At 68.0% G+C, this 26,425-nt stretch carries 33 protein-coding genes, 1 tRNA gene and 1 pseudogene; 11 read left to right on the top strand and 24 right to left on the bottom strand.

The genetic code is table 11. The annotated features are described in order from the left end of the window. Positions 1-128: 128 nt before the first annotated feature. The 4 genes from rplA to secE all read right to left on the bottom strand — a co-directional run bounded on the left by rplA (position 129) and on the right by secE (position 2,190). On the bottom strand, positions 129-821 hold the full coding sequence (rplA, locus tag J7495_RS18785; protein ID WP_294058473.1) for a 50S ribosomal protein L1: 693 nt from the start codon (positions 819-821) through the stop codon (positions 129-131). Between the two features lie 4 nt (positions 822-825). Beyond that, positions 826-1,257 (bottom strand): 50S ribosomal protein L11, encoded by a 432-nt coding sequence (gene rplK / locus J7495_RS18780; protein WP_294058472.1) that lies wholly within the window; start codon positions 1,255-1,257, stop codon positions 826-828. Between the two features lie 182 nt (positions 1,258-1,439). Beyond that, on the bottom strand, positions 1,440-1,976 hold the full coding sequence (gene nusG / locus J7495_RS18775) for a transcription termination/antitermination protein NusG (RefSeq protein ID WP_294058471.1): 537 nt from the start codon (positions 1,974-1,976) through the stop codon (positions 1,440-1,442). A gap of 16 nt (positions 1,977-1,992) precedes the next feature. Then, the gene (gene secE, locus J7495_RS18770; protein ID WP_294058470.1) at positions 1,993-2,190 is read right to left on the bottom strand and encodes a preprotein translocase subunit SecE; all 198 of its coding nucleotides are present in this window, start codon (positions 2,188-2,190) and stop codon (positions 1,993-1,995) included. A 210-nt stretch (positions 2,191-2,400) separates the two neighbouring features. Between secE and J7495_RS18765 the strand changes: the two genes are divergently transcribed. Next, entirely contained in the window at positions 2,401-3,414 is a 1,014-nt protein-coding gene (locus J7495_RS18765; protein ID WP_294058468.1) for a hypothetical protein, read from the top strand. A 7-nt stretch (positions 3,415-3,421) separates the two neighbouring features. Here J7495_RS18765 and arsC read toward each other — a convergent pair whose 3' ends face one another. From arsC to J7495_RS18730, 7 genes are read right to left on the bottom strand one after another with little or no spacing between them, the layout of a single operon-like run. Next, the gene (gene arsC, locus J7495_RS18760; protein WP_294058467.1) at positions 3,422-3,832 is read right to left on the bottom strand and encodes an arsenate reductase (glutaredoxin); all 411 of its coding nucleotides are present in this window, start codon (positions 3,830-3,832) and stop codon (positions 3,422-3,424) included. Further along, positions 3,829-4,506: an MIP/aquaporin family protein gene (locus J7495_RS18755; protein WP_294058465.1), complete on the bottom strand. Its 678-nt coding sequence runs from the start codon at positions 4,504-4,506 to the stop codon at positions 3,829-3,831. The genes arsC and J7495_RS18755 overlap by 4 nt, the downstream gene beginning before the upstream one ends. Next, a complete protein-coding gene (locus tag J7495_RS18750; protein ID WP_294058464.1) occupies positions 4,503-4,844 on the bottom strand; it encodes a metalloregulator ArsR/SmtB family transcription factor in 342 nt (113 codons plus the stop codon). The genes J7495_RS18755 and J7495_RS18750 overlap by 4 nt, the downstream gene beginning before the upstream one ends. 59 nt (positions 4,845-4,903) lie before the next feature. Continuing rightward, on the bottom strand, positions 4,904-5,821 hold the full coding sequence (locus tag J7495_RS18745; RefSeq protein ID WP_294058462.1) for a carbon-nitrogen hydrolase family protein: 918 nt from the start codon (positions 5,819-5,821) through the stop codon (positions 4,904-4,906). Then, positions 5,818-6,405: a GNAT family N-acetyltransferase gene (locus J7495_RS18740; RefSeq protein ID WP_294058461.1), complete on the bottom strand. Its 588-nt coding sequence runs from the start codon at positions 6,403-6,405 to the stop codon at positions 5,818-5,820. Before J7495_RS18740 ends, J7495_RS18745 begins: the two co-directional genes overlap by 4 nt. Beyond that, the gene (locus J7495_RS18735; RefSeq protein WP_294058460.1) at positions 6,402-6,812 is read right to left on the bottom strand and encodes a ketosteroid isomerase-related protein; all 411 of its coding nucleotides are present in this window, start codon (positions 6,810-6,812) and stop codon (positions 6,402-6,404) included. Before J7495_RS18735 ends, J7495_RS18740 begins: the two co-directional genes overlap by 4 nt. Then, positions 6,809-7,387, bottom strand: coding sequence for a YqaA family protein (locus tag J7495_RS18730; RefSeq protein ID WP_294058459.1), 579 nt, complete (start codon positions 7,385-7,387; stop codon positions 6,809-6,811). Before J7495_RS18730 ends, J7495_RS18735 begins: the two co-directional genes overlap by 4 nt. Positions 7,388-7,528: 141 nt before the next feature. On the opposite strand from J7495_RS18730, the gene J7495_RS18725 reads away from it, so the two are divergent. Then, positions 7,529-8,701 (top strand): hypothetical protein, encoded by a 1,173-nt coding sequence (locus tag J7495_RS18725; RefSeq protein ID WP_294058457.1) that lies wholly within the window; start codon positions 7,529-7,531, stop codon positions 8,699-8,701. Between the two features lie 23 nt (positions 8,702-8,724). Here J7495_RS18725 and J7495_RS18720 read toward each other — a convergent pair. Further along, positions 8,725-8,801, bottom strand: a tRNA-Trp gene (locus tag J7495_RS18720). 148 nt (positions 8,802-8,949) lie between these two features. Between J7495_RS18720 and J7495_RS18715 the strand changes: the two genes are divergently transcribed. Then, positions 8,950-9,180 (top strand): hypothetical protein, encoded by a 231-nt coding sequence (locus J7495_RS18715; RefSeq protein WP_294058456.1) that lies wholly within the window; start codon positions 8,950-8,952, stop codon positions 9,178-9,180. Positions 9,181-9,255: 75 nt separating this feature from the next. Here the strand turns inward: J7495_RS18715 and J7495_RS18710 are convergent, their stop codons facing one another. Next, positions 9,256-11,616 carry a bifunctional diguanylate cyclase/phosphodiesterase gene (locus J7495_RS18710; protein WP_294058455.1) on the bottom strand — a complete coding sequence of 787 codons (2,361 nt, stop codon included), beginning with the start codon at positions 11,614-11,616 and terminating at the stop codon, positions 9,256-9,258. Positions 11,617-11,835: 219 nt separating this feature from the next. Then, positions 11,836-13,608: a fatty acyl-AMP ligase gene (locus J7495_RS18705; protein ID WP_294058454.1), complete on the bottom strand. Its 1,773-nt coding sequence runs from the start codon at positions 13,606-13,608 to the stop codon at positions 11,836-11,838. A 198-nt stretch (positions 13,609-13,806) separates the two neighbouring features. Between J7495_RS18705 and J7495_RS18700 the strand changes: the two genes are divergently transcribed. The 5 genes and pseudogenes from J7495_RS18700 to J7495_RS20235 all read left to right on the top strand — a co-directional run. Further along, a complete protein-coding gene (locus J7495_RS18700) occupies positions 13,807-14,292 on the top strand; it encodes a regulatory protein RecX (RefSeq protein ID WP_294058453.1) in 486 nt (161 codons plus the stop codon). Positions 14,293-14,354: 62 nt separating this feature from the next. Beyond that, positions 14,355-14,939, top strand: coding sequence for a cold shock protein (locus J7495_RS18695; RefSeq protein ID WP_294058452.1), 585 nt, complete (start codon positions 14,355-14,357; stop codon positions 14,937-14,939). A gap of 5 nt (positions 14,940-14,944) precedes the next feature. Continuing rightward, entirely contained in the window at positions 14,945-15,433 is a 489-nt protein-coding gene (locus tag J7495_RS18690; RefSeq protein WP_294058451.1) for a DUF192 domain-containing protein, read from the top strand. A 202-nt stretch (positions 15,434-15,635) separates the two neighbouring features. Next, the gene (locus tag J7495_RS18685; RefSeq protein WP_294058450.1) at positions 15,636-16,028 is read left to right on the top strand and encodes an NADH:ubiquinone oxidoreductase subunit NDUFA12; all 393 of its coding nucleotides are present in this window, start codon (positions 15,636-15,638) and stop codon (positions 16,026-16,028) included. After that, positions 16,025-16,429 (top strand): annotated as a pseudogene (locus tag J7495_RS20235) (DUF2155 domain-containing protein); the annotation flags it as partial. The gene J7495_RS18685 and the pseudogene J7495_RS20235, both read left to right, overlap by 4 nt. Positions 16,430-16,464: 35 nt before the next feature. On the opposite strand, the gene aat reads toward J7495_RS20235, so the two are convergent. The 4 genes from aat to J7495_RS18660 form a co-directional block, all read right to left on the bottom strand. Beyond that, positions 16,465-17,226 (bottom strand): leucyl/phenylalanyl-tRNA--protein transferase, encoded by a 762-nt coding sequence (gene aat, locus J7495_RS18675; protein ID WP_294058448.1) that lies wholly within the window; start codon positions 17,224-17,226, stop codon positions 16,465-16,467. Then, entirely contained in the window at positions 17,223-17,954 is a 732-nt protein-coding gene (locus tag J7495_RS18670; RefSeq protein ID WP_294058446.1) for a ParA family protein, read from the bottom strand. Before J7495_RS18670 ends, aat begins: the two co-directional genes overlap by 4 nt. Before the next feature lie 103 nt (positions 17,955-18,057). Next, positions 18,058-18,444 carry a hypothetical protein gene (locus J7495_RS18665; RefSeq protein WP_294058445.1) on the bottom strand — a complete coding sequence of 129 codons (387 nt, stop codon included), beginning with the start codon at positions 18,442-18,444 and terminating at the stop codon, positions 18,058-18,060. A 141-nt stretch (positions 18,445-18,585) separates the two neighbouring features. After that, entirely contained in the window at positions 18,586-19,914 is a 1,329-nt protein-coding gene (locus tag J7495_RS18660; RefSeq protein WP_294058444.1) for a type VI secretion protein ImpB, read from the bottom strand. Positions 19,915-20,007: 93 nt separating this feature from the next. Between J7495_RS18660 and J7495_RS18655 the strand changes: the two genes are divergently transcribed. After that, a complete protein-coding gene (locus tag J7495_RS18655) occupies positions 20,008-21,138 on the top strand; it encodes a lysozyme inhibitor LprI family protein (protein WP_294058443.1) in 1,131 nt (376 codons plus the stop codon). A gap of 87 nt (positions 21,139-21,225) precedes the next feature. Here J7495_RS18655 and J7495_RS18650 read toward each other — a convergent pair whose 3' ends face one another. Both J7495_RS18650 and J7495_RS18645 read right to left on the bottom strand, forming a co-directional pair. Further along, on the bottom strand, positions 21,226-21,837 hold the full coding sequence (locus J7495_RS18650; RefSeq protein ID WP_294058442.1) for a hypothetical protein: 612 nt from the start codon (positions 21,835-21,837) through the stop codon (positions 21,226-21,228). A gap of 5 nt (positions 21,838-21,842) precedes the next feature. Further along, entirely contained in the window at positions 21,843-22,148 is a 306-nt protein-coding gene (locus tag J7495_RS18645) for a hypothetical protein (RefSeq protein ID WP_294058440.1), read from the bottom strand. Between the two features lie 76 nt (positions 22,149-22,224). On the opposite strand from J7495_RS18645, the gene J7495_RS18640 reads away from it, so the two are divergent. After that, on the top strand, positions 22,225-24,276 hold the full coding sequence (locus J7495_RS18640) for an amidohydrolase family protein (protein ID WP_294058439.1): 2,052 nt from the start codon (positions 22,225-22,227) through the stop codon (positions 24,274-24,276). A gap of 379 nt (positions 24,277-24,655) precedes the next feature. Here the strand turns inward: J7495_RS18640 and J7495_RS18635 are convergent, their stop codons facing one another. Genes J7495_RS18635 through J7495_RS18625 form a run of 3 tightly spaced genes read right to left on the bottom strand, consistent with a single transcriptional unit; the run spans position 24,656 to position 25,802 of the window. After that, positions 24,656-25,156, bottom strand: coding sequence for a DNA-deoxyinosine glycosylase (locus tag J7495_RS18635; RefSeq protein WP_294058437.1), 501 nt, complete (start codon positions 25,154-25,156; stop codon positions 24,656-24,658). Then, positions 25,153-25,539, bottom strand: coding sequence for a type II toxin-antitoxin system VapC family toxin (locus J7495_RS18630; RefSeq protein ID WP_294058436.1), 387 nt, complete (start codon positions 25,537-25,539; stop codon positions 25,153-25,155). Before J7495_RS18630 ends, J7495_RS18635 begins: the two co-directional genes overlap by 4 nt. After that, on the bottom strand, positions 25,536-25,802 hold the full coding sequence (locus tag J7495_RS18625; protein ID WP_294058435.1) for a type II toxin-antitoxin system VapB family antitoxin: 267 nt from the start codon (positions 25,800-25,802) through the stop codon (positions 25,536-25,538). The genes J7495_RS18630 and J7495_RS18625 overlap by 4 nt, the downstream gene beginning before the upstream one ends. A gap of 71 nt (positions 25,803-25,873) precedes the next feature. Between J7495_RS18625 and J7495_RS18620 the strand changes: the two genes are divergently transcribed. Then, positions 25,874-26,200, top strand: a complete 327-nt coding sequence (locus J7495_RS18620; RefSeq protein ID WP_294058433.1) for a DUF962 domain-containing protein — start codon at positions 25,874-25,876, stop codon at positions 26,198-26,200. On the opposite strand, the gene J7495_RS18615 is transcribed toward J7495_RS18620, so the two are convergent. Continuing rightward, the coding region (locus J7495_RS18615; RefSeq protein ID WP_294058432.1) for an integrase core domain-containing protein at positions 26,197-26,425 on the bottom strand (229 nt) is incomplete at its 5' end. The genes J7495_RS18620 and J7495_RS18615 overlap by 4 nt on opposite strands.

Below are 26,425 nucleotides of genomic sequence, written 5' to 3'. Positions count from 1 at the left end.
TCGCCCGGGTCCGCGCCGCCCATCGGCACGCGGGCCTTGCTGAACGCTGAACGGGTACTGCCCCTCCCGGAAAACGAAAAGGGCCGGGATCGCTCCCGGCCCTTTCCCGTATCATCCGCACATCGGCGTCAGATCGTCGAGACTTCCGCCACGTCGACCTTCACGCCCGGGCCCATCGTCGAGCTCAGCGCCACCTTGCGGAGGTACTTGCCCTTGGCGCCCGACGGCTTGGCCTTCACCACCGCATCGACCAGCGCGTCGAAGTTCGCGCGCAGGTCCTCGGCCGGGAAGCTGATCTTGCCCAGGCCCGCGTGGATGATGCCCGCCTTCTCGACGCGATACTCGATCTGGCCGCCCTTGGCCGCCTTCACGGCTTCGGCGACGTTCATCGTCACGGTGCCCAGCTTCGGGTTCGGCATCAGGCCCTTGGGGCCCAGCACCTTGCCGAGGCGGCCGACCAGGCCCATCATGTCGGGCGTGGCGATGCAGCGATCGAAGTCGATCGTGCCGCCCTGGATGGCTTCCATCAGGTCCTCGGCGCCGACGACGTCGGCACCCGCCTCGCGCGCCTCATCGGCCTTGGGGCCGCGCGCGAACACGCCGACGCGCACCGTCTTGCCGGTGCCCTTGGGCAGCGTCACGACGCCGCGGACCATCTGGTCGGCGTGGCGCGGATCGACACCCAGGTTGAGCGCGACTTCGAGGGTCTCGTCGAACTTCGACGTGGCGTTGGCCTTCACGATCGCGATCGCCTCGTCCACGCCGTGGAGCTTGAGGGGATCGACGCTCCAGCCCTTCTGCTTCTTGCTCAGCTTGCTCATCGGGTCAGCCCTCCACTACCTGGAGGCCCATCGCGCGGGCCGAGCCCTCGATGATCTTGGTCGCGGCCTCGATGTCGTTTGCGTTCAGGTCCTTCATCTTGACCTCGGCGATCTGTGCGAGCTGCGAGCGCTTGATCGTGCCCGCGCTCGTCTTGCCCGGCTCCTTCGAGCCCGACTTGAGGTTGATCGCCTTCTTGATGAGGAAGGTGGCCGGCGGCGTCTTCGTCTCGAACGAGAAGCTGCGGTCGGCATAGACGGTGATGACCGTGGGGAGGGGAGTGCCCTGCTCCTGGTCGCCCGTCTGCGCGTTGAACGCCTTGCAGAATTCCATGATGTTCACGCCGCGCTGGCCCAGCGCGGGGCCGATCGGCGGGCTGGGGTTGGCCTTGCCGGCCGGCACCTGCAGCTTGATATAGCCGGTAATCTTCTTTGCCATGTGTCACTCTCTTTCGGCCCTTCGGCTGGAAGCCGGCGGGCGCTGATCAAGTCGAGCGGTAGTGGCGGCCGCCCGAAGACGGCCTCCCGCGATTTTCCATTGCTCTAGCGCTGGAAGCGCGCGCCCTTAGCGCACGCCGCCGCGGAACGCAAACCCCGTCGGTTGCCCGACGGAGAACGACGTCACTTCACGCGTTCGACGTCCTCGAAGCCGAGCTCCAGCGGCGTCGCGCGGCCGAAGATCGAGATCGACACCTTGACGCGGCTCTTGTCGAAATCGAGCTCCTCGACCACGCCCGAGAAGGTCGCGAAGTTGCCGCTCGTGACCTTGACCGTGTCGCCGATGTCGTAGTCGACGCTGACCTTGTGCTTCGGCGCGGCGGCGGCTTCCTCCTTGGTGTTGAGGATGCGCGCGGCCTCGGCTTCGCTGATCGGCTGCGGCTTGCCGCTCGAGCCGAGGAAGCCGGTCACCTTCGGCGTGTTCTTCACCAGGTGATAGACGTCGTCGTTCATGTCGAGCTTCGCCAGCACATAGCCGGGGAAGAACTTGCGCTCCGACTGGACCTTCTTGCCGCGGCGGACCTCGGTGACGGTCTCGACGGGGACTTCGACGGCCTCGACGAAGCGGTCGAGGTGCATGCGCGTCGCGTCCGCGAGGATCTGATCGCGGACCTTGCCTTCGAAGCCCGAATAGGCGTGGATGATGTACCAGCGCGACATGGCGGTGCTTGTGTCCTTACTTGGCCAGGCTGAGCAGGAAGTTGACGATCGCGTCGAACAGCGAATCGATCCCGATGAAGAAGACGCCGAGGATCGTCGTCATGATCATCACCATCACGCCGGTCATGATCGTCTCGCGGCGCGTCGGCCACACGATCTTGCGCGTCTCGGCCTGGACCTGACGGACGAATTCTAGGGGACTGGTCTTGGCCACCTGCTGCCTCTCGAAACTAGAGCCTCCGCCGCGGGGCACGGGTCCGCTGCCCGGTCCTTCCCAAGGAACCGGCTCGGCCCATCCACGCTGTCGGATTGGGGCCTGTACCTAGCGATTTCTGGAACGAAAGCAAGCGGGGAGGGGAGGCGGCTTGCAATGTCGGAATTCGGCTGGGACGCTCGGCGCGAACCACGCATCGGGAAAATCGCCATGCCGCGCCCGCTCAGCCACCGCCAGCTCGTCCAGAACGCGCAATTTCTCGAAGCGCTGCGCCGCACCGGCAACGCCCGCCTCGCCGCGCGCGAGCTCGGTGTCCACCGCTCGACCTTCACCAAGCGCCGCGCCAAGCACGCCGGCTTCGCCGCCGAATGGGACGCGACGCTCGCCGCCGCCCATGCTGCCTTCGCGCTCGCCGGCGGCGAACGCCCGCCCGAGCCGGACGCACCCGTTGTCGACCCCGCGACGCTCGCGCTCGCCGACGCCCCCGCCTGGCGCGCCGCGCTCCGCACCCGCGGCGGCGAGCCCAGCGTCGTCCGCACCGCGTCCGGCCGCCTCCAGCTCCGCCTCGCCACGCCGGGCAAGATGACGCGCGCGGCGGAGCAGGCCTTCCTCGCCGCGCTCGCCGCCACCGCCAACGTGCGCCTGGCCGCCGCCGCCGCGGGCTTCGCGCACACCAGCATCTACCACCGGCGCCGCAAGTTCCCCGCCTTCGCCAAGGCGATGGACGATGCGCTGCGCATCGGCTTCGACCGGCTCGAATGCGCGCTGCTAGCCGCGACCATCGCCGCCGACGAGAGCCAGGGGCCCGACGCCCAGTGGCTCCATTCGCTTGAAGCCAACCCGGTCCCGCCGATGACCGCTGCCCAGGCGATCCAGCAGCTCGCGATGCACCAGCGCTCGGTCTGCCACGACGAGCCGCGCGAGATCATGCGCCGTCGCATGCCGTGGGAAGTGGTGAGCCACCTGCTGCAGGCGCGGTGGCACCGCGAGAAGTGGCACCGCGAGGACCGTCTCGCTCGCGAGGCCCGCGCCGAGGCGCGCGGCCGCCGCTACGAGGAGACGGGCGACTGGCGCGCGCCCGACGAGCCCGCGCCGGTCGTGCTACCGCCGCTGGAGCAGGTCACCGGCTGGAGCAAGGCCGATCCAGCCAAGAAGCCGCACCGCGAGGGCGGCACGCTGTTCGGCGGCTGGCGGATCGGGGATGGGAAGAAACGAGTGGGGTAAGGCGGGTTCAACGCCGCACCACTTCGCCGTCCTCCTTCGTGAATTCGGTGGGCGCATTCTCGATCAGATCGAGCACACGCTCCGAGGGACGGCACAGCGCCGCACCCTTGGGCGTCACCACGATGGGGCGATTCACGAGGATGGGATGCGCGATCATCGCCTCCAGGATCGCGCCGTCGCTCACACCCTCGTCGAGGAGGCCGAGCTCGGCGGCGGGCGCGCCCTTTTCGCGTAGCAATTCGCGTGGACTCACCCCCATCGCGTCGAGCAGGCGCTCGAGCAACGGCCGGGTCCAGCCGCGCACGCGATAGTCGACCACGGTCGGCGAATGGCCTGCGGCTTCGATCATCGCCAGGGCATTTCGCGACGTGCCGCAATCGGGGTTGTGGTAGATGGTGATCGGGAAGCGGCCGGTCATTGCGGGCATTCCCCCTGCAATTCGCCCTGCAGAAGCCATCCGAAGACGCCGAGCGCGATCGCGCCGCCGGTCAGCTGCGCGGCGACGAACAGCGGCACCGAATGCGCGGCGATCCCGGCGAAACTGTCCGAAAGGCTGCGCGCCACGGTGACGGCGGGGTTGGCGAACGAGGTCGAGGCAGTGAACCAATAGGCGGCGGTGATGTAGAGACCCACCGCGGCGGGCGTGGCCTGGGGGCGGAAGCGCTGCGCGGCGAGGATCGTGCCGATCAGCCCGAAGGTGGCGACGGCTTCGGCGAAGCCCTGCGGCAAGCCGTCGCGCGCTTTCACCGAAAGCTGCAGCAACGGCTCCGCGAACATCGCGTGCGCCGTCCAGACCCCTGCGACGCCGCCCGCCAGCTGCGCTAGCACATAGCCGCCTGCCGCGCGTGCGCCGATGCCGCGCCTCGCCAGCACCGCGAGCGTCACGGCCGGATTGAAATGTGCGCCGGAGATGGGGCCGAACGTCAGGATCAGCACGAACAGCCCCGCGCCGGTCGCGATCGTGTTGGCGAGAAGCGCGATCGCGGGATTGCCGCCGGCGAGCCGCTCGCCCATGATTCCTGATCCCACGACGATCGCGAGCAGCATCGCCGTCCCAAGCGCCTCGGCGGCAAGGCGGCGCGAAACCGTCATTCGGAGGGGCAGCAATCGGCCGCGAGCGTCGTCAGCGGCGCGCAGATCTCCGGCCGCCCGCCGCAGCAATCGTCGACCAGGAAGCCGAGGAGGGCGCGCATTCGCGGATAATCCGCGGCGTAGATCACCGATCGGCCTTCGCGGCGCGACTGGATCAGTCCCGCATGGCTCAGGATGGCGAGGTGGCTCGACAGCGTGTTCGGAAGCGCGCCGATCTCGCGCGCGATCTCTCCGGCGGATTGCCCTTCGCTGCCGGCGCGAACGAGCAGGCGGAACACTGCGAGACGGCTGGGATGGGCGAGCGCCGACAGCGCTTCGACGGCTTCGGGCAGGAGCATGGTAGGGTGTTCCTCGATTCGATATTTCGAATATCGCCGAAATATCGAATCGACAAGGCTCAGCGCAGATCCACCCCCTCGACCCCCGCCGCCAACCCAGGCACCGCAGCCCCCCCCAGTTGCTCGCCCCAATGCGCATGGTTGAACACTGCCCCCGCGCGGCGCACTTCGGCGACCTTGTCCAGGTCCACCTCGCCATACACCCAGCCGGGCACGTCCAGCGCGCCCTCGGCGACCACGCCGTCATCCGCAAAGCCGAGGTCCGGCGGGCCGAAGATGCCCGCCACGCCGCGGCTCACGTCCAGCGACGGCGTCCATTCCGCGTCGCCCACCACCGGCGCCTGCACGACATAGCATTGGTTCTCCAGCGCCCGTGCCCGCGCGCCGACGCGCACGCGGCACCACCCCTGGATCGTATCGGTCGCCGAGGGTGCCAGGATCAGCTCCGCGCCCGCCTCGACCATCGCGCGCACCAGCAGCGGGAACTCGACGTCGTAGCAGATCGCCACGCCGATCCGCCCCAGCGCGGTCTCGAACACGCGGATCGCGGCGCCGCCGGCGATGCCCCATTGCTCGCGCTCGAACCGCGTCATCACCAGCTTCTGCTGCACGCCAGACTTGCCGTTCGGCGCGAACAGCCGCGCATGGTTGCGATAGCGCCCGTCATCGCCCCGCACCGGCAGCGTGCCCGCGAGGATATGGACGCCGTGCCGCGCCGCGAGCTCGGCATGCGCCGCGTCGATCCGCTCGGCGAGCGCGCCCAGCGCCGCGATCGAGCCGTGGAGGTCGGCGACGGTCGCCGGGTCGAGCGCGGTCAGCTCCATCCCGCCATATTCGGGGAAGACGAGCAGCTTCGCGCCTTCGTCCGCGGCCTCCGCCACCCAATGCGCGAGCTTCGCCTTCCACGCGGCGAAGTCGGCGAGCCGGTCGATCGGATATTGCGCGGCCGCGACGGTGTAGCGGCGCAGTCCGTTCACAGCGCCCGCAGCCAGAATTGCATCGGATGGTCGGTCTCTTGCTGCTCGCCGATGTCGCGCCAGCGATAGGAGGTGACCAGCCCCGGCATCGGCGCATAGCCGCGCTTGCGCCAGAAGGCGTCGAGCGGGCGATAGCCGGCCGGGCGCAGCACATGGTCCTCCGGGCGCACGACGCCGCAGAAGGTCGCGATCGTCGCGCCGCACGCGCGCGCCTGGCCCTCGCGCGCGTCGAAGAAGGCGTGGCCGATCCCGCGCCCGCGATACTCGGGGAGCAGCACCGATTCGCCGAAGTAGAAGATCGTCGACAGGTCGCCGCGGCGGTCGACGAACACCTGCTTCACGTCCGCGTCCTGCGCCGCCATCGGCGAGGCGGTCGCGGCGCCGACCACCGTCTCGCCGTCGAACGCCGCGACGAGCACGGCGTCGCGCGCGGCGGCGAAGGCGCGGAGATACTGCTGCTCATAGTCCTCGCTGCCCTCGTAGAGATAGGGCCAGTCGCGGAACACGCGGATGCGCAGCCGACCAAGGTCGCGGAGGTAAGGCTCGATCGCGCCGGCGGTCAGCGGGCGGACGTGGAGGCTCATCCCTCGACCTGCCGAGTCCAGTCGGCGAGGTTGTAATAGACCGTGACCCGGCCGATCCGCTCGCCCGCGATCTCGAAGAAGGCGCCGGCGGGGAGCGTGTAGCGCTGGCCGGTCGCGGATGGCAGGCCTTCGTCGGTGGCGACATATTCGCCCTGGACGACGAACTCCGCCGCAGCGCGCGTGCCGTCGGGCGAGACCATTATCGCGAGGTCCTCGAGCCGCTCGCGGTAGCAGCGGTCCATGTGCGACAGGAAGGCGCGAAAGGTCGCCTTGCCGGTCTGGCGATCGCCCTGGTTGATGTCGTGCGCGACGTCGTCGGCGAGGCAGGCGAGCATGGCCTCCCAGTCGCCGGCGTTGAACGCGGCATAATAGCGCTCGACCAGCGCATAGGCCTCCGCGGCGCTCACAGCAGGGTCACCGCCGCGAAGCCGAGCACGATGAGCCCGAGGAACAGCCACGCGAACAGGTCGAGGCGCTTCTCGATGAATTCCTGGACGGGCGCGCCGTAGCGCTTGAGCAGCGCGGCGACGAGGAAGAAGCGCGCCGCGCGCGTGATGCCCGCGAGCAGCAGGAAGAGGCCGAAGGGGAATTTGGCGATCCCGCTGGCGATCGTCACGAGCTTGAAGGGGATCGGCGTAAGACCCTTCAGCAGGATGATCGCGGCGCCATATTCGGCGTAAGTGGTCTGATATTGCGCGATCTTGTCCTGCATGTGATAGATTTGGATCAGCCACTGGCCGACGCTCTCGAGCAGCGCGTAGCCGATGAAATAGCCGAGCGCCGCGCCGCAGACCGAAGCGACGGTGCAGACCGTGGCGATCAGCCACGCCCGGTCGCGCCGGGCGAGCACCATCGGGATCAGCATCGCGTCGGGCGGGATCGGGAAGAAGCTGCTCTCGGCGAAGGAGACGCCCGCCAGCGCGGGAAGCGCATGGCGGTGGTGCGCCATGCGCAGGACCCAGTCATAGAGGGGGCGGAACATCGTCTTCCTTCGATAGCCTCCGGGCGTCCTCGCAGCTTCGTCACGGCCGATCAATGGGCCAAATCGCTCTCAAATCCGAGTAATCGAGAATGGCGCCCCCATGGCCGCCGTGAGATAGCGATTGGCCGAGGGAGAAGCGTGATGCGGCAATATCTGCTCGCGGGGGCGGGCGCGCTCGTCGTGGCGTTGATCGGGGCCTGGATCCTGTTCGCGCGCTCGCCGGCGCCACCCCCGAAGCCGCCCACGCCGCCCAAGCCGGTCGAGTACGGCCAGGTGATGCAGAACATGTTCGATTTCCAGAAGGGCCTCGCGGCGGCGGTCCAGTCGCGCTACCCCGATCCCGGCCTGGAGATCCTCCCGACCGACGACAGCCCGCCGATCGGCACGCTGTACCGGCCCGGCCTTACCATGGAGGCCAACGATCACAGCTGCGTTCCTGAGGTCCTGCCTCAGGGGCGCGGGACGACGACCTTCGTCAGCTATCAGGCGGGCAGCAATCTTGCCGCGTCGCTGGGCGTGGACCAAGGCGTCCTCCAGGCGCTCGACCAGGCCGGCGCCAAGGTCGACCAGGGGCACACGACCGTGATCCGCTTCGACGAGCAGAGCCGGGTCTATCTCGACGACGACCGGCTGTCGAAGGTACTCGAGCAGCCCGATTGCGTCCGGGCGCTGGCCCAGGGGCCGTTCGAGATGGTGCGCGGCTATTTCCGGGCCAAGCGCGTGTTCCAGCTGAGCGCCGCGGTCGGATCCGGCATGAACGCCGCCCGCGTCGCGACCTTCGAGGCACGCCGCACCTCCAACGCCTCGATCGACCTCAGCGACCTGAGCCCGGTCGCGATCCTGCAGCTGCGGACGCGGATCTCCGCCAAGCCGACCACGATCAGCCCTGCGGCGATGCCGGTCTCGACGCCGGCCCCGGCCGCGGGGTCGAACGGCACGCTTGAGCTCCTCGTCGACAATCCCACCGTCGCGGGGCGGGAGAATCAGATCCGCCTGACGATCAGCAAGCCGGTCGCGGTCCAGCGACAGGGCATGATCTACGTGCACCGCGACATCGCCGACCGCTCGGGCCGCGACCAGCGCGCGGTGGCGCTGTTGCGCGGGCTGAGCCTGCCGGTGGTCTCGAAGATCGAGCAGATCGCCAGCGCGAAGATGCCCGGGCGCGGCCAGGTGCGCTACTTCAACCCGCAGGACGCGGCGAAGGCGGCGCATGTCGCCGTGGCGCTCAAGGGCCTCGGCTCGTTCGAGCTCGCGCCGATCGCGCTGACGGCACCGTCCGGCCAGCTCGAGATATGGCTGCCCAAGGCCCAATAGGCGCGGCGTGCGATCGGAGACGATGGCAGGGGCGCTCGGATTCGAACCGAGGGCCTTCGGTTTTGGAGACCGACGCTCTAACCAGCTGAGCTACGCCCCTGTGCGGCCCGCGCCTGTAGCTCGGCGCGGGGGACACGGCAAGGGGGGTGTAAAAATGCCCGGTTATTACTCCGTTTCGGACTGAACCGGTTTCCTGCCCGGGGGTTCTTATCCTAGGTTAATCCATCGCGCGGACCGGGAGAGGGCAGATGCCGCAACGTCACCGATTGCTGCTGGAGAGTGGCGAGGAGCGCGCTGCCTCGCTCGACGAGATCGCCACCAGGCTCCACGGCCGCATCGCGGCGGAGGAAGCGGAGGAACTGCTCAACGCGCTCGGCAAAGCGCTGGCGGATCTCGACGCGGTGCTCGATGAAGTGGCGCGAGCAGACGCTGCGGCGCGGCGGCCGCCTGACGCCGAACTCGACGAATCGAAGCTCTAAGAGCCTGTTCGGAAAATCGCGAAGGAGCGAGTTTCCAGGTGGTGCGTGAGGCGCATTTCCAAACCGCGTCTAAGGTCAGGCCGCGACGCTCGCTCCGCCATCGCGGCGCATCGCCAGCGCGCGCGCTTCCTGGACGGGGAGCGGACGGCCGAAATAATAGCCCTGGACCTTGGTGCAGCCGAGCGCCTGGACCATGTGGTGCTCCTCCTCGGTCTCGACGCCCTCGGCCGTGGTCGCCATGCCCAGGCTGTCGGCGAGCGCCACCACCGCGCGGATGATCGCGATCGCTTCCTTGACGCCCTTGGAGGCGCCCTGGACGAAGCTGCGGTCGATCTTGATCGAGCTGAACCGCGTGCGGCTCAGATAGCCGAGCGACGAATAGCCGGTGCCGAAGTCGTCGAGGCTGAGCCTGACGCCCAGGTCGAGGATCTTCTCGAGCACCTGGATCGCCGCGGTGCCCTCGTGCATGAACACGCTCTCGGTCACTTCGAGCTCGAGCCGTTCGGGGGGGAGCCCCGACTGGGCGAGCGCCTGGGCGACGATGCTCACGAACGCCGGGTTGTGGAGCTGCTCCGGGCTGACGTTGACGGCGATGCGCACCGGCAGGTCCCAGCGCGCGGCTTCCTGGCAGGCAGTGCGCAGCACCCATTCGCCGATCGGCGCGATCAGCCGCGCTTCCTCGGCGAGCGGCACGAACTTGGCGGGCGAGACGTTGCCGAACTCGGGATGCGTCCAGCGGAGCAGCGCCTCGAAGCCCTTGAGCGCGCCCGTCCCGGCATCGACCACGGGCTGGTAGTTCAAGTGCATCTGCCCGTTCTCGACTGCGCTCCTCAGCGCGATCTCGAGCACGCGGCGCTCCTCGGCGGCCATGTGGAGCTGGGGTTCATAGGCATGGAACACGCCGCCGCCGGCATCCTTCGAGCGATAGAGCGCGAGGTCGGCCGAGCGGATCAGCGTTTCCGCGGTGCGCCCGTCGCGCGGGCCGACCGCGAGGCCCACGGAGGCGCCGATGTAGAGCGTGTGCTGGTCGACCTCATAGGGCTTGGACAGCGTGTCGATGATCGTCTTGGCGAGCCGCTCGATCTGCGCCGAATCGGTCGCGTCGCGCACCACCACGGCGAACTCGTCGCCGCCGAGCCGGCCGATCATCTCATTGTCGGTCATCATCTGCTTGAGCCGCTCGGAGACGCGGCCGAGCAGCCGGTCGCCGACCGGGTGGCCCAGGGTGTCGTTGACCGCCTTGAAGCGATCGAGATCGATCATCATGAAGGCGCAGCGCGAGCTCCACTTCTCGGCCTCGGCCATCGCCTGGGCGAGCGTCTCGTGGATCATGAGGCGATTGGGCAGGCCGGTGAGCGTGTCGAACCGTGCCATGCGGTGGATCTTGTCGGTGGTGCGCCGCGCCTCGGTGACGTCCGAGCCGACGCCGCGGAAGCCGACGAAGGTGCCGCTCTCGTCAAAGCGGGGGCCGGCGGACATCTCCCACCAGCGCTCCTCGCCGTTGAGGTAGACCGGCAGCAGGATGTCGCGGAACGCTTCGCGGGCCTTGAGCTTGTCGGCGAGCGTGTGGAGCGCGGGGGCGAAATTGCCTGTCTCCCAGGTCGGTCCGGCGAGCACCTGGAGGAAGGGCATGCCGTTGATCGCCTTGGGATCGACACCCACGGCCACGGCGAAGCGCGGGTTGGCGCGGGCGACGCGGCGCTGGGCGTCGATCTCCCAGAGCCAGTCGGCGCCCTGGTCCTCGAACTCGCGGAGCAGCAGGCTGACGGTCTCGTCGCGCTCGGCGAGGGCAAGCTCGCTCGCGCGGATCACGACCAGCGCCTTGCCGCGCGCGAAGGTGGTCATCGCCAGCAGCACCGCGAAGAGCAGCGCGGCGGCGGCGAGCAGCGGCGAGGCGATGAAGCTCAGCTCGGCCGCGATCGCGCCGCCGAGGATGGTGACGAACAGGATGGTGGCGAGCGGCAGCGCGGCCATCGCCACGGCGCTCGCGGTCATCAGGAGCGAAAGCACGATCCACAGGCCGAGCGCGGCGTTGGCGTCGGCGAGATGCCCTACCGCAAGCGGGGGGATCGACCAGACCGCGGCGAGCGCGACGCCGTCGAAGGCAGTGGCGCGTACGTCGGCGATCGGAGCGGTCACGGCGGCGCGATGGCGCGAGGCGAGGCGGCGGAAGGCGACGCCGGCGCTCACCGCGGCGACGAGGGCGCCCCAGCTCGCGAGCTGCCAGACCGGCACGACGGGGGCGAGCAGCAGCGTGACGAGTGCCGCGCCGACGACGTTCGCGCCGAGCATGAAGAGGGCGAGCTGGCGGCCCGCATAGAGCTGCGCAGCGCGGATCGGCCCCCAATCGGTGCTGTCCGTGGGATCGTAAAGCCCAAGGAGCGCGCGGGCATCGATGCGCGGCTTGGCAAACTGGGATGTCGTCTGGCTGCTCACGTCCCCAGGTCTAGCGGAGCGGAGGTTGACGAGAGGTTAGGCGATGGGCGCGGAACGAGAATTATTCGATCGGGGGTGGAATGATTTTGCCCGTCTCCCCGCGCCATTATTCGTCATCCCGGCGAAGCCGGTACCCCGGGGTTACAGAGGACGTCGCTCTTGGCCCGGGGGTCGCGGCTTTCGCCGGGATGACGATCGATAGGGCGGGCCTTGATCGCCTCAAGCCGCGATCTGGTAGGGCTTGATCTCGCCGTTGAGGTAGAGGTTGCGCGCCTTGGCGCGGCTCAGCTTGCCCGAGCTGGTGCGCGGCAGCGTGCGCGGCGGCACGAGCTCGACGACGCAGTTCATGCCGGTGACCGAACGGACGCGCTCGCGGATCTCCTCGCGCAGGCGCACGCGCTCCTTCTCGTCCGAGGTACGGCACTGGACGAGCACCGCCGGCGTCTCCTCGCCGCCGGGCGTGGTGATCGCGAAGGCGGCGATGTCGCCCTGCTTGAACCCCGGCAGCTGCTCCACGGCCCATTCGATGTCCTGGGGCCAGTGGTTCTTGCCGTTGATGATGATCATGTCCTTGGCGCGGCCGACGATGTAGATATAGCCTTCGCTGATATAGCCCATGTCGCCGGTATCGAGCCAACCGTCGACGAGGCAGGCGTCGGTCGCCTCCTGATCGCGGAAATAGCCGGTCATCACGCTCGGGCCGCGGCACCAGACCTTGCCGATCGCCCGCTCGGGAAGCGGCGTGCCGTCCTCCTCGCGGATCTCGATCTCCATGCCGAGCGCGGGCTTGCCGCAGTTGACGATCGCGCGGAAGCGCTGCGGACGGCTGCCGCTCGCGCTGCCGCCCGACAGCTGCGTCTCCTCGACGAGCTCGACGATGATGCCTTCGCCCGGGGGCATGATCGACACCGCCAGCGTCGCTTCGGCAAGGCCGTAGCTGGGCAGGAAGGCCGAGGCCTTGAAGCCCGCGTCGGCGAAGGCGTCGACGAAGCTCTGCATCACGTCGGGCCGGATCATGTCCGCGCCATTGCCTGCGACGCGCCAGCGGCTGAGGTCGAAGCGCTCGCTCGCCTTGGTCTGGCTCGACATGCGCCGCGCGCAGATGTCGTAGCCGAAGGTCGGCGAATAGGAGAGCGTGGTGCCCTGGTTGCGGCTGATCAGGTCGAGCCACGCCAGCGGGCGCCGCGCGAAGTCCTCGGTCTTGAGATAATCGGTCGAGACCTGGTTCGCGACCACCGAGAGGAGGCAGCCGACGAGGCCCATGTCGTGATACCAGGGCAGCCACGAGACGCAGCGGTCGCCGTCGCCCACGTGCATCCCGATCGAATGCGCGCGGAGATTCGAGAGCAGCGCTTCGTGCGTGATCGCCACGCCGTGCGGGAAGCGCGTCGAGCCGCTCGAATATTGCAGATAGGCGATGTCGCTCGATGTCGCTTCGGGCAGCGCTGTCGGCGTCGCGTCGCGCGCGATGAACTCGGCCCAGTCGACGCCCTCGGTGCCGGCGATCCGCGCCGCCTCGGCGCACATCGCACCGATCTCGGGCGGGTAGATCAGCATCGTCGGGTCGCAGCTCTCCAGCTGGACGCGCAACTGGTCGATATAGCTCTGCGCGCCGCCGAAGCTCGTCGGCAGCGGCAGCGGCACCGGCCAGGCGCCCGCATAGACCACGCCGAAGAACAGCGAGGCGAACTCGGTGCCCGTCTCGGCGATGAGCGCGATGCGATCGAGCGGCTTCACCCCCGCGGCGATCAGGCGATGGGCCTGCGCCAGCGCATCCTCGCGGAGCTCCGCAAAGGTATAGGGGCGCGCCAGATTGCCGCGCGCATCGTGGAAGTTGAGCCCGCGCAGCCCTTGTGCCGCATAGTCGAGCGCCTCGCCGAGGGTGGCGAAGTCCGCAAAGCGACGCGGCAGGCTGTCGTCGGTCGGAGTCGGAACCGGCGCTGCCGATTCAGTCTCCAAGCTCATAAGCGATCCCGTAACGTCCAATTCCATCCGTTCTTTTCCGTGCCCCCTGTCGCCGCATCGACGTTGGCCCCCCAACGCGCCTTCCCGAGTGTCTCTTCTCGCGAATGCCCGCCCGCCTATGCTGCGCACCGTCGTTCAAAATCGGTTGCCACTGTGGCACAATCATGGCGCATGCAACACCGGACACGCCAGAGAAACCCCTTGGATCATGCCGCTTTGGAGCAAATGGCGCTCCGCTACGTCGAGCGGTTCGCGACGACGAGGGCCAGGCTCGCCGCCTATCTGGCCCGCAAGGTCCGCGAGCGCGGCTGGGCCGAGGGGACGCCGCCCGCCGATCCCGCCGCGATCGCCGAGCGGCTCGCGGGGCTCGGCTATGTCGACGACCGTGCCTTCGCCGAGGCGCGCGCGGCCTCGATGGGGCGGCGCGGGCTCGGCGCGCGGCGCGTGGCGCAGGCGCTGCGCTTCGCCGGGATCGAGGAGGAGGATGCCGAGGCGGTGTCGCCGATCGTCGAGGGCGATACCCTGGCGAGCGCGCTCGCCTTCGCGCGGCGGCGGCGGATCGGGCCCTATGCTCGCGAGGCGCCCGACCCGCGGATGCGCGAGCGTCAGGTCGCGGCGATGGTGCGCGCCGGCCACGCGCCCTCGATCGCCTGGAGGATCGCGCGAATGTCTCCCGGAGAGGAGGTCGAGGGACTGCCGGACTCCGACTAGGAAAAGGCAGTTCCATTACGGGGAAATACTGTGTTAAAGTCCTCCGTCGGGGGATAATCAAAATGCGTGCCGAGCCGCATCTACTGTCGAACGATTATGAAGTTTCGCAGGCGCCGGGAGAGATCGAGGCCGAGGCTGCGAACGATGGCCTGTTGCTGACTGGCGTCGTCAAATGGTTCGACGTCACGCGGGGCTTCGGCTTCGTCGTCGCCGACGACTTGTCGATCGGCGACATATTGATCCACTTCACCGTTCTGCAGGACCATGGCCGCCGCAGCTTGCCCGAAGGCGCGCGAGTCGAGTGCGTGGCGGTCAAGCGCCAGCGCGGGCTCCAGGCGCGCGAAATCCTGTCGATCGACCTCAGCAAGGCCGTGGAGGCCCCCCGCGTCCGCGCCGGCGACCGCGCCGACCGGCTGAACCTGATCGACACCGCCGGGCCCTTCGAGTCGGTGACGGTCAAATGGTTCAATCGCCTGAAGGGCTACGGCTTTCTGGTGCGCGCCGGCGATTCGGCCGATATATTCGTCCATATGGAGACGCTGCGCCGCGCCGAGATCGAGGAAGTCGAGCCGGGCCAGCCGCTGATGGCGCGCATCGTCGATGGCGAAAAAGGGCCGCTGGCGGTGGCGGTCGAAAGGAACGGCTGAAGTCCATGACAGGCTTGCGTTGGGCGAGTGCCGTGCTGGCCGCGGCCGTGGTCCCTTGCGCGGTTGCCGCGGCGTCCGCGGCGGTTGACCAGTCTCCCGAGGCGGCGCGCAGGATCGAAGTGACGATCGAGACGCATGGCGGGCCCAGGGTCTTCCGCGTCGAGCTCGCGCGCACCTCGGCCGAGCAGGAGCGGGGACTCATGTTCCGCACCGAGATCCCGGCCGACGGCGGCATGATCTTCGCGCCCTATCCGCCCGAGGGCGCGCCGCGCGAGGCGAGCTTCTGGATGGTCAACACGCCGAGCGCGCTCGACATATTGTTCATCCGCAAGGATGGCACGATCGCGAAGATCGCCGCCAATGCCGCGCCCTTCTCCGACGACCGGCTGCTCTCGGGCGAGCCGGTGGCGGCGGTGCTCGAGATCAACGGCGGGCGCGCCGAGGCGCTGGGGATCGCGGTGGGCGACAAGGTGAGCTGGAAGAAGCGGAAGTAGGCCGCTCGCCCGCTTTTCGATCGCCATCATAACAGTCGTCATCCCGGCGAAAGCCGGGACCTAGGGCCGCGAGCGATGTCCTCTGTAACCCTGGGTCCCGGCTTTCGCCGGGATGACGGTAAAGTGGTCGTGAAGAGAGATGGGGCGGCCCTCCACGACACTTCCCATTGCCTCCCACCCACGCTCCCGCTAATCGCCGCGCATGGGTTTGCTGATGTCGATCTTCACCTGGTGGGAAGGCGCCACCATCGGAACGATGCTCTCGCTGGGCGGCAAGACGCGCGTCGGCGAGGATTCGCTCGGCAATGTCTATTACGAGGGCGGCAGTGACGTGCACGGCCGCCCGCGCCGCTGGGTGATCTACAACGGCCCCAACGATGCGAGCCGCGTGCCGCCCGACTGGTTCAGCTGGCTCCACCACCAGATCGAGGGCGCGCCCGACGAGTCGCTGCCCGCCGCGCGCGGCTGGGAGAAGCCCGCCGAGATGAACCTCACCGGGTCGCGCAGCGCCTATCGCCCCTCGGGTGCGCTCGAGGCTGGCGGGCACCGCGCCGCCGCGACCGGCGACTACGAGGCCTGGGCGCCCGAGGCATGATCGTGCGCGCCGGGTCTGCAATGCTCGGCGCGGCGCTGCTGCTGTCGCTCGCCGGCTGCGGCACGGGCAAGGCGCCCGACAACGGGCTCGAGGACATCGTCACCACCGGCAACGCCGTAGTCCAGGAAGCCGCGCCCGATGGCAGCGCGCTCGCCTCCGCGACGCCGATGCGCGAGCGCGTCGCGGTGATCGGGCTGCTCAACAAGCGCAACGGTCGCTCGTGGCAGCTCAAATTGAAGCCTGGCGAATGGGTCCGCGTCGGCGACGTGATCGTCCGACTGCGCGCCTGCGAGAAGACTGCGCCCTGGGAGCAGGACGAATGGACCGGCGCTTTCGTCCAGATGATCGTCCATCAGGTCGACAACAGCTGGCAGCGCGTCTTCTCGGGCTGGCTCTACAAGGAGCAGCCGTCGCAGAACGTCGTGATCCACCCGATCTACGACGTGTGGACGGTGAGCTGCTCGATGACCTTCAAGGACAGCGGGCCCGACACGGTGTCGGTCGGCGCCGGCCCGCGCGGCGCCTCGGGCGGCGCGAGCGACTCGAGTGCGAAGAAGTCGCCGTCGACCGAGGGTGAGCCGAGCGACAGCCCCGCCGAAGTGTCGCCGAGCGCGGCGCCCAGCAACGCGATATAATCGTCGCGGGCGATCTCGACTGCACCCAATGACGCGAGATGCTCCGTCTGGAACTGACAGTCGAGCAGCTTGAATCCGCCCGCACGCAGCCGCGCGACCAGCCAGGCGATCGCCACCTTCGAGGCGTCGCGCACCCGGGTGACCATCGATTCGCCGAAGAAGGCGTGGCCGAGCGCGAGGCCGTAGAGCCCGCCCGCGAGCCGATCACCGTCCCACACTTCGATCGAATGCGCGAAGCCGCGGGTGTGGAGCTCGAGGAAGACGCGCTCGATCGGGCCGTTGATCCAGGTGTCGGGCCGGTCCTCGGCCGATTCGGCGCAGAGCCGGATGATGCCTTCGAAATCCTTGTCAGCCGTGACTCGGAAGCGATTCGATTTGATCGTCTTCCTGAGCGAGTGCGAGAGGTGGAAGCCATCGAGCGGCAGCACCCCGCGCAGCTTGGGTTCGACCCAATAGACATTGGGGGCGTCGCGATGGTCCGCCATCGGGAACACCCCCATCGCATAGGCGCGCAACACGAGCTCGGGATCGAGATCGTGTCCGCGCCGGATGTGGTGGGTCATTTCGCCGCGAGCCTCCGCTCGACTTCGCGCCACAGCTCGGCGAAGGCCTCGCCGCCCGGCGAGCGCCGCGCATAGGCGCCGAGCGGCTGGCGGCGGACCGCCATCGCTTCGATCAGGCTTGCCGCGGGGATCACCGGCCAGTCGGGATGCGCTTCGACCGCCTCGACATGGAGCTTGCGCCGCCGGTCGACCATCGACAGCACCGGCATCAGCGGCACCGCCTTGCCGCCCTTCTGCGCGAGGTGCGATGAGACTTCGTCGAGCGCGCGTGCCGAGAGCGGGGAGGGGACGACGGGCACCACGATCAGATCGGCGGCGCGCATCACCTGCTCGCTCGTCTCAGTGAGACCCGGCGGACAATCGAGCAGCATCCGGTCATAGGCGCTGTCGAGCTGGCCGAGAAGCTTGGCCAGCCGCTTCTTCTTGTCGAGCTCGTGGAACAGCAGGTCGAGCCCGCGAAGCGAGGTGTCCGCAGGGATCAGGTCGAGCCGCTCGACGCCGGAGTGCTGGACCAGCTTGGTGGGGTTCACGTCCTTCGAGAAGATCGCCTGGGCGTGGTCGTGCGCGCGGCCGGGCTCGCCGATCAGGAAGCTCGACGCGGCCTGGGGATCCAAGTCCCAGAGCAGCGTGCGACGCGATGAGAGCGTGGCCGAGCACCAGGCGAGATTGACCGCGAGGGTGGTCTTCCCGACGCCGCCTTTGAGGCTGTAGATCGCGACCGTCGCCAAGCCCGGGCCTCCTCGAATCCTTGGCCGAGACTTCGCATGAAAAAGGGCCGGCGGGAATGCCCGCCGGCCCTGGTTTGAAGAAGCACGGGCCTGAACCGGTCGCTTACGACTTGCAGCTGTGCGAGCTGCCGTCGGCGAGCACGATCGTCGCGGCCTTCGACGTGCCGGTGAGCTTCCAGCTGCCGTCGCCGACATAGGGCTGGCCGGCTTCGGGCGCCTTGAGCTTGGTGGCCGTGCCGCCCTTCTCGGTCTTCACGAGGACCTGCTTGTCGCCCTGGAAGAAGTCGACATAGATCAGCGTGTTGCCCGGCTGGCAGCGGAAGGTGACCGACGCCGCGATCGGAGGCGGCAGTTCGACCGGTGCGGCGTTCGCGATTGCGGAAGCCTGGGGATCGGGAGCGCGGCTGTCGACTTCCTCAGGCTTGTGCTCACAAGCGGCGAGGGAAAGCAGCGCGACCGCGGCGATGGCGAAAACGGGGGCTTTTTTCATGGCACCCCGCTCATGGCGTGCGGGGTGCCCCGACGTCAAGCCTCTAAGGGTTACAACGTATCATCATTGTGTTGCAGCGCAACGATTTTGGGACAATTGCACCGTTTTCGTGTAATTTTATTTCTTGGCAGCGTAGCGATTTCACTCATGGAACTCGCTGGCGTCGGGAATCCGGCCGAAAGCGATCTTGGTGCCGACTCCGTCGATCCGCCCGCCCGAGAGCGGACCGACGCTCACCGCATTGCGCCCGAACTTCTCGTTGATCCGGTCCATCGCGCGGCTGAGCGCGAGCGTGCGCGTCTCGCGGGCGAGCGGATCGTCGGGGTCGAGCGCGGCGAACAGCGATTCCTGCTCGCCTTCGGTCGATTCGATCTCGGCAAGGGTGACGCCGATCATCCGAAGGCGAAATCCGCCCGGCCGCGCGCGCCCTGCTTCCGCAAGGCGCGGGAAGAGCCGGTCGAGCGCGTGGAGGATCACGAAGCTGTCCTGCGTCGTCGGCAGCTTCACCGAGGCGCGCCAGTTGGACTTGTCGTCCTCGAACTTGCCGTGGAGCACGAGCAGGCGGGCTCGGTATTCCTTGCGGCGCAAGCGGCTGGCGCATTTGAGCGCGAGCCGGCGCGCGGTGAGCCGGACCGGCTCAAGCCCGCGCTTCTGCGGCGAGAGGACGTGGCTGTGCCCGATCGTGCGGTGCTGGGTCGGCTTGTCGGGCAGGTCGACGCCGTGGAGCAAGTACCAGAGCCGGTCGCCGTTGACCCCGCCCCAGGCCTCGCCGGCGTCGCGCGGGCGGCGCGCGCAATATTGGCGGATGTCGAGGATGCCGTCCTGCGCGAGGCGGCGCTCCATCTTGGCGCCTATCCCGGCGATGTCGCGCAGCTTGAGCGCGAAGAGCCGCTGGGGCAGCTGCTCTTCGGTGAGGATCGTCAGCCCGTCGGGCTTCTCCATGTCCGAGGCGAGCTTGGCGAGGAGGCGATTGGGCGCGATTCCGATCGACGAGGTGAGGCCCTCGCCGACGTTGGCGCGAATCCCCGCCTTGATCCGCTGCGCCAGCGCGATCGCGGCCTCGAGGCCGTTCTCATTGTCGAGCAGCCGGCAGGCGACTTCGTCGATCGAGCAGACCGCCGCGACGGGGATGTGCTTCCATACCTCCGCGACGATCGCTTCGTGGAACTCGACATATTTCTCGTGCCGTGCGGGGGCGATCAGCAGGTCGCGGCACTTGCGTTTGGCTTCCCACACCGGCGTGCCGGTGCCGATGCCATAGCGCTTGGCTTCGACCGAGGCGGCGATCGCCACCGTCGTGTCGCTGTCGACCGGCGCGACGATGATCGGCTTGCCGCGGAGCTCGGGACTCAGCTGCTGCTCGACCGCGGCGAAATAGCTGTTCAGGTCGACATAGAGCCAGCGCAGCGGCCGCGGCGGAAAGGCGAGCACCGGCGCAGGTTCGGCGAAGAGGCTCGGGGCGTCCGGCATGGGGGAACATTATCAGAACATGACCGCGCGGGGTAGACCCGGCGTGCCCGGATCGGCCATGGAAGCGCCCGCGTCCCAGGGGAGAAACACCGCATGCGCATCGTTCGGCTCGGCTTGCTCGCGATCGCGCCGCTGCTCCTCCTCGGTGCCCCCGCGGCTGCGCAGGACGGCGCCGGGCCGAGCTTCGACTGCAAGGCCGCCAAGGGCGTGATCGAGCAGAGCGTCTGCCGCGATCCGGGGCTTTCGAAGGCCGATCGAACCATGGCGAGGCTCTATGCCGCGGCGAAGACCAGCGCGTTCGGCAGGGGCCCCGCCAACCTGCTGCCGAGCCAGCGCGCCTGGCTGAAGGAACGTGACGACTGCCTCGACTATGCCCGCGCCTACAAGACGCGCGAGGCGTGCCTCGCCGAGCGCTATGACAGCCGGAACCATGATCTTGCGGTCGCTGCGCTGTTCACTGCGACCCCGCTCGCGCTCGAGACGCTGCGGCGGACCGATCCCGAGGTGGCGCCGCTCTACGAAGCGGTGCTCGTCTGGGTCTCGCATCCCGTCCGGGCGGCCTGGTCGGGTGCGGACCGCGAGCGGTTGCTTCGGCTGCTCCGCCCCAAGGTCGCGCTGCTCCAGAGCGAACGCGACCGCGGCTATGGCCGCGACATGCTGAAGGACCAGGGCATCACGCGCGCCGAGGACGTCTTCACGGTCAAGGACGCGTTCGAGCAGCTGCTCCCCGTGCTCGCCACTTATGAGGAGGGCCGGTACAATCCGATGACGATGCCCTGCGCGGCGATCGTGCGGCGCCCGGCGCTGTGGCAGTCGACGCAGGCGATCTACGGCAGCACGCTCGACAATTTCATTCCCTCGCCCGACTGCGAGATGACGCTGCCGCCGCTGCCCAAGCTCGACGCGCTCGTCGCGCAGATCAGTGCAAGCTGGCCGCCGTGCCAGGGGACGATCCGCTTCTCGGCCTATCGCGGCTATGCCGGCATGGTCTCGGCGGCGCGGCTTGGCGAAGGCGTTGGGCCGGGCAGCAAGCCGAGTCTGGGCAAGCCGCTGCCGCGCCTCAAGGGGGTTCCGACGGCCACGGCCGACGCGGCGGTGACCGAGCTGGCGGCCTATTACCGCACCTATCGCCGCGCGAGCCCGGCCGGGGCGCAATCGGCCGCGCGCGAGGCGATCCGCGGCATCCTCGACTCGGGCCACGAGTGCGGCGGTGGCGAAGGTTGAAGCTCTATATCCCAGGCGACCTCGGTCCATTCCCTGATCTTCGACCAAGTGAATTACTAAAATCAGCGGCGAACAGGATGCTTAGAGTCATGAGCTCTTATTAGCATCCAGAATAGACCGGCAGAAATCGTATGCCGCACTGATTCGCTGCTGTGTTTCAGCGTAAGCATCATGAAGGAAATGGACTTCTTCGGTAAGATCGGGTCCTCTATATTCTTCGGGACTCCATTCAATCCCCTGCGACTTTGCAATCGCGTTCAGGCGTCGGCAAATCTCAAGCTGATCCTCCTCCGCGTCCCGCACGAGGCGGCAAGCATTTGCACCTTGCTCAGAAAACGGCAGATATTTGTTTGAATAGAGTGGTGGATAATCCCGCGCTGGCTGCAAGCTGTTATCCAGCAAAATTGTCGTCTCTCCAGTATGAACGCCATAAGGATCTGTCGGATCAACAAGCGATCCATCTTCTGCCTCCACCACTGCATGATGAAGTGCTTTGGCAAAGAGACCCGGAACGGCAACTATTTGCCATCCGTAGATGACATTTCCTCCATATGCGGCAACATATTTATCGCAATTCCAATAATAGAACGACATCGGTCCAAACTGAACTAGGCGAGCGGCTCGGGCCGGACCCAACCCACTCCAATTTTCAATTTGTTCGCATTCTCGAGCCCAGGCAGGAATTCCTAGGTAGATCATGTTCACTACTCCGCCGGCGCATCCACGAAGGCGGCGCGCTTCACGCCATGGTCGTTGAGGCGGAACATGATCTTGGCGAGGCATTGATAGTCGGTCCCCGCCGGTACCATCACGCGTACCGGCCGGCCCGCCGCCCATTCGGCCGCGCGCTTCTGGAACTCGCTGTCCGAGATCACGCGGCTGGCGATCGAGAGCCGGCACTTGTGCTTCTTCGCCGTCACGACGATCACATCCTCGGGCGCGACGTCGCCTGTCGCCGGAGGGGCGCTTTGCTGCTGCAGGGCGAGCGCGAGCAGGAAGATGGCGAACATCGCCCACCTCATGCCGCTTGCCGGGCGGCGGGTCTAGTGTAATAGTTGAGTGATACACCTCAGGGAGGAAGACTCGATGAAGTTCCGCCGCCTCGCGCTTGCGCTCGCCTGTTCCTGCGCCGCGCTCGCTGCCGCCGTCCCCGCCGCCGCGCAGACGCCCAAGGACCAGTTGCTCGTGCCGCCCGCCGATGCCCAGAAGCTGGTGATCATCTCTGCGGCGGGGCAGCACGGCACTTCGTTCCTCTGGCGCGGCGCGGACGGCAGCTACGTCTCACGCGAGAGCATGTTGCTGCGCGGGATGGTGTGGGAGCAGGACGAGACGATCCACGTCGACGGCGCGGGCCGGATCGACAAGGTCGTCGTGCGCGGCGTGACGCCCGCCGGCGACGCGGCCGAGACCTTTGCGATCGAGAGCGGCCGCGCCAGGTGGAAGTCGCAGCTCGACGCGGGCGACGTCGCCGACGACGGCGTGCGGCAATATTCGACCGCGGGCGGCACCTGGAGTTCGAACGCGACCTTCGCCGAGCTGCTCTACAAGGCGCCGGGCAAGCGCATATCGCTGCTGCCCGGCGGCGAGGCGCGGCTGACCCACCTCGTCGACGTCCCCGTCGGCAGCGGCGCGACGGCGAAGACGGTCTCGGCCTGGGCGGTGGAAGGCGTGGGGATGGAGCCCTCGCCGATCCTGCTCAATGCCGACGGCAGCTTCTTCGGCTTCGTCGGGGTGATGGCGATCCTCCCCGAAGCCTATACCGGTGACTTCCTGAGGCTCCAGAAGGCGCAGGACGACGCACTCGCGGCGCGCGGGCCGGCGAACTACGCGAAGTTCGGCAAGGTCTCGCCGGTGCCGGTGGCTTTCACCCATGTGAAGCTGTTCGACTCGATCAACGGCGCCTGGCTCGACGACCAGACCGTCGTCGCCGACGCGGGCAGGATCGCCGCGGTCGGGCCGGCGGCGAGCGTCAAGGTGCCCGCCAATGCCAAGGTGATCGACGGCACCGGCAAGACGCTCACACCGGGGATCTGGGACGCGCACATGCACGTCGGCAGCGACTTGCAGGGGCTGATGCTGCTCTCGCTCGGCGAGACGTCGGCGCGCAACCCGGGCGCCGACGTCGCGCCGACGATCGAGCGCAGCGCCCGCATCGCGCGGCACGAGCTGGTGTTCCCGACGGTCTATTCCTCGGTGCTGATCGACGGCAAGGGCCCGCTCCAGGCGCAGGGCGGCGTCACCGTTTCCTCTCCCGAGGAAGCCGTCGCCGCAGTGCGGATGGCGAAGGACAAGGGCTTCGCAGCCGTGAAGTTCTACACCTCGATGAAGCCCGAATGGCTTTATCCGGCGATCGCGGAAGCGCACAGGCTGGGCCTCCACGTCCATGGCCATATCCCTGCGACGCTGCGCCCCACCGACGTGATCGCGCACGGCTATGACGAGATCACCCACATCAACTTCGTGATGATGCAGGCGATGCCGGATTCGGTGGTCAACGTCTCGAACGGGCTGGCGCGCTGGCAGGGGCCGGGCAAATACGCCCAGAACGTCGACCTCTCGGCCGAGCCGTTCAAGTCGCTGATCCCGCTGATGGCGGCGAAGAAGATCACCGTCGACCCGACGATCTCGACCTTCGAGCAGCTCTACCTCGTCGCCAACGGCGAGCTCACCCCGGCCTATGTGCCCTATATGGGAACGGTCCCGCCTGCGGTGGAGCGCAGCTTCCGCAGTGGCGGCGACATGCCCCCGCCGGGGACGACGCGCGACGATTATCGCCGCAGCTATGCCAAGATGGTCGAGCTGGTGAAGCGGCTGCACGACGCGGGCGTGCCGATCGTCGCGGGGACCGACGGCTATGGCGTCGAGATCATCCGCGAGCTCGAGATCTACATCCAGGCGGGCATGACCCCTGCCCAGGCGCTGCAGACCGCGACGATCGCGCCGGCGCGGCTGGTGGGGGCGGACAAGGCGACGGGATCGATCACGGTCGGGAAGGAAGCCGATCTGGTGTTGGTCGACGGCGATCCCTCGAAGAATATCGGCGACATGCGCCACACGGTGTGGGTGATGTCCGACGGCGCGCTGATGAACGCCGACGAGCTGCGCGAGGCGGCGGGCTTCTCGGGCCGGCCGAAGTAGCGGGGAAAGGGGCCGCCGCGGCTCGGGCTTGCGGTTTGGCGGGCCGCGGCGGCGCCGGCGACGTCCCTAGAACCGTCGCCGACCTCGGGGGAGGCGTGCCCGTTTCGGGGTTCGCCTCAATCTTGCCGTAATTATGGCGAGATTGAGGCGGATTGGCAAGGGGCATTCTGGATTTGCCTCCCGCCGTCGGTTGAAGTCGTTCCCTTAAGCCGTCATCCCGGCGAAAGCCGGGACCCAGAGCCACGGGCGACATGGCTCGCTGCCCTGGGTCCCGGCTTTCGCCGGGATGACGATTGAGAGGGGATCAGCTGGGGCTCTGCAAGGAGCAGATGGATTTCTCCCGTCCTCCCAGCACCAGCTTGCGTAAATCGAGCCGCCGCTAGTCCCGCAGGAAGCGTGCGAGCGCCGCCCAGGCGGGTCGTTTCGCTTCGAAACCAATGGTGTGGAGCGGGCTGCTCGAAGGCAGCGCGAGGATCTCGTAGCGCGTTGCGGCGGCGCCGAGCTGGCGCAGGCCGTGGCGGTGCGCGGTGCCGCCGTTGAACGCGATCGCGCGCAGCTCGGGCAGGGTCGCGGCGAGAGCGGCGACGTCGTGCGCCTCGACCTCCTCGAGCGCGGCATCGGTGCTGCCCCGGCGGCGTGCGCTGGCGACGACGTCCCACAGGCCGACATGCGCGTGGCGGAGCGCAGCGAGCCGCTTGTCATAGGGCAGCCCGGTGATGTCCTGCCCGATCGCGGCGGAGACGAGCCGCCAGAACTGGTTCTGGGGATGCGCATAATAGCGCTGCTCGGCCAGCGAGCGCTCGCCGGGCAGGCTGCCGAGGATCAGCAGCCGGACGTGCGCGTCGACCACGGGCGGGAAGCTGTGCTTGCGCGGGTTCACGCCGCGCGAACGTCGGTGTGGCCGAAATCGTCGCCCTTGAACAGCAGCGGCTCGGCGCTCTCGCGAGCCAGGGCATAGGCGAAGCAGTCGCCGAAGTTGAGCCGGGCCCGGTGGCCCGAGCCCTGGCCATAGGTGCGATAGGCTTCGGCACCGATGCGGGCCTGTTCGGTGCTCACCGGCTCGACCCTCAACCCGAACTCGGTGACGAGGCGTTCGAGCGCGTGACGGAAATCCCGATTGCCGCGACCCTGCACCGCGGCAAGCTCGATCCAGCTGCCGGCGGAGATCCGCGGGAGCGTCGTCTGCGCCAGCATCGCGACGAAGCTCGGCCTTTCCGGCTCGTCGAGCAGGATCGCCATGATCGCCGACGTATCGACGATCATTTGGGCAGGCCGTGCTCGTCGTAGATCGAGTCCATGATCTCCTTGGAGGTCTTGTCGCGCCATTCCTCGGGCATGTTGTGCTGGAACTCGGCGACGACTTCGTTGACGCGGGCGATCTTGGCCTGAATCTCCTCCTCGCGCCGCGCCAGCTCGTGCTCGAGCGCCTGGCGGATCGCCTGGGTGATCGGCTGGCCGGTCGCGTCGGCGAGCTCGCGCGCGAGGCGCACGGTCTCGGCATCCTTGATGTTGAGCTGCGCGCCCATTTTCTACCTCCGATCGAAGGCTTTCTACCATGGCTTGCGTCGAGGCGGAACCCGGGTGTACCCTCCGCCCCATGGCGAGGACCATCACCCGCTACCGCGACTTCTGGCCCTATTACCTCCAGGAGCACGCCCGGCCCGAGACGCGGATGCTGCACTATGTCGGCACCACGCTCACCTTCGTCTTCGCCGGGCTCGCGCTCGCCTGGGGCGCCTGGTGGTGGGTGATGCTGCCGATCGCCGGCTATGGCTTCGCCTGGGCCGCGCATTTCGGGGTCGAGAAGAACCGGCCGGCGACCTTCACCTATCCGCTCTGGTCGCTGGCCTCCGATTACCGGATGTTCTTCCTCTGGCTCACCGGCCGGCTCGGCCCGCACCTGGCGCGGGCGGGCGTCGCCTAGGTGTTTAGTCCCGAGGAGAGGCGGTACGGGTCGATTTTGAATCGGGCCGGGTCTTCTGTCCAGATGCGTGCGACATATTCGTAGGGTGTGAAGCCGCGGAGCGTCATCAAGCGGCGGGCATGGTTGTAGGCGTCGATGAACAGCTGGAGGTGCTGTCGAAGCTGGTCGTGGCTGTCGTAGTGATAGCGTTTGACCGTCGCATCCTTGATGGTGCGGTTCATCCGT

The sequence above is a fragment of the Sphingomonas sp. genome, assembly GCF_017745215.1.
GTDB lineage: Bacteria > Pseudomonadota > Alphaproteobacteria > Sphingomonadales > Sphingomonadaceae > Sphingomonas.
This window is presented reverse-complemented; position numbering and strand designations above follow the sequence as displayed.